Source organism: Microcystis sp. LE19-10.1B (genome assembly GCF_027530565.1).
GTDB lineage: Bacteria > Cyanobacteriota > Cyanobacteriia > Cyanobacteriales > Microcystaceae > Microcystis > Microcystis aeruginosa.
The window spans coordinates 1-1,687 of sequence record NZ_JAPZQM010000389.1; the positions used below are offsets into that span (position 1 = coordinate 1).

The 1,687-nt window shown below is 47.2% G+C and carries 2 protein-coding genes; both read left to right on the forward strand.

Annotation, left to right across the window (positions count from 1 at the left end; genetic code table 11):
* Positions 1-417 precede the first annotated feature (417 nt).
* Positions 418-1,296, forward strand: coding sequence for a UDP-N-acetylmuramate dehydrogenase (gene murB / locus O9332_RS14075; protein ID WP_002760709.1), 879 nt, complete (start codon positions 418-420; stop codon positions 1,294-1,296).
* Between the two features lie 164 nt (positions 1,297-1,460).
* Positions 1,461-1,631 carry a hypothetical protein gene (locus tag O9332_RS14080; RefSeq protein WP_288026078.1) on the forward strand — a complete coding sequence of 57 codons (171 nt, stop codon included), beginning with the start codon at positions 1,461-1,463 and terminating at the stop codon, positions 1,629-1,631.
* The last annotated feature ends 56 nt before the right edge of the window (positions 1,632-1,687 follow it).

Sequence of the window (1,687 nt, forward strand, 5' to 3'; positions counted from 1 at the left end):
TTGAAAAATTTTGCCTCAAACCCTGTCTGCGTAAGGATTTCAGGAGTTTGTACCCAGTAGTTTATTAGTATTACATTGCTTTAACTCAGGCTCTGTAAGACTTTGAGCCATAGCTAGTATATTTATACGGGGGAAGTTCAGGTATAGGAGCTAGGGAATGGGGAAATGGGGAGATAGGGAGATAGGGAAATTTTAGCTAAATTCCCCACTACCCCAAAACCCTAAAACCTCAACCCTCAACACCCAACACCCAAAACCCTAAAACCCCAACCCCGAGCTAGGGAATGGGGAAATGGGGAGATAGGGAGATAGGGAAATTTCAGCTAAATTCCCCACTACCCCAAAACCCTAAAACCCCAACCCTCAACACCCAACACCCAAAACCCTAAAACCCCAACCCCCAACCCCTAAAACCCTATGATTAAAACCTCTGTTTCTCTAGCTGATTTCACTTCCTACCGGGTGGGGGGAAGAGCGCAATGGTATGCCGAACCAGTTAATCTAGAGGAATTAAGAGAAGTGTTCGCTTGGTTGCGATCGCAAGATTTACCCTTGACTGTTTTGGGGGCTGGTTCAAATTTACTAATCAGCGATCGAGGTTTACCCGGACTTGTCCTCAATACTCGCCATCTGCGATCGAGTTGTTTTGATGCCGAAACTGCTACGATTACAGCAGCGGCGGGGGAACCCCTGCCAAAAATAGCTTGGAGAGCGGCAAAAAGGGGCTGGAGGGGCCTAGAATGGGCGGTGGGTATCCCCGGTACGGTGGGGGGTGCTGTGGTCATGAATGCGGGGGCGCACACCTCCTGTGTGGCGGATCGATTAGTGCGGGCGCTGGTATTAAATCCCGATGGTCAGTTAGAAACTGTAAGCAAAGAAGATTTAAATTATAGTTATCGCAGTTCTTCTCTGCAAGGGGATCAACGTTTAGTTATCGAAGCTACATTTCAGTTAGAAGCTACCGATAATTGCGAGGAAATAATGGCAATTACTACCCATAATTTACGCCATCGCAAAAGTACCCAACCCTATGATCGTCCCAGTTGTGGTAGCGTTTTCCGCAATCCTAAACCGCAATTTGCCGGGGCTTTAATTGAGGAAATGGGATTAAAAGGTTATCAAATTGGTGGAGCGCAAGTATCAGAATTACACGCTAATTTTATCCTGAATATTGGTTCAGCAAAAGCCTCGGATATTCTGCGTTTAATTCGTCATGTGCAGGAACAAGTGTTCGATCGCTGGTCCCTCTGGTTAGAACCAGAGGTGAAAGTTTTAGGGGAATTTGACGGGATTTAACTATTTTTCTCGATAACGGTTGAACTCAGCCGCGATGGGCTGGAGTGCGACGGCAGATATTTTTATAATCCTCTAGCATGGTGCGTTCCCCAAAATCTATTGGTGGGGCAGTAGGAGCCACATTAGGGAACGCACCCTACGGCTAACTATTTTTAATATATCTCGTGGGTGGTGCGTTACATTTAATTAACGCACCCTACGCGATCGCCGATCGCACTGATAGCCGTTTGACTTTGATATTGCCAATTGTCGCAACATCTCAAAAACCGCTGAGAGGTAAGATGAAAGCCACGACAGCATCTCTGGCCTCTCAGCCTATCGCCTGTGGCTGTTAGGTAGTGTCTAGCTAGTGACCAACTTCCAGGCTGAGACTGTTCTGGGGAGCCGCCCG

Bases quoted from the DNA above. Each gene is read 5' to 3' on its own strand.
- murB (WP_002760709.1), top strand. From the start codon at position 418: ATGATTAAAACCTCTGTTTCTCTAGCTGATTTCACTTCCTACCGGGTG.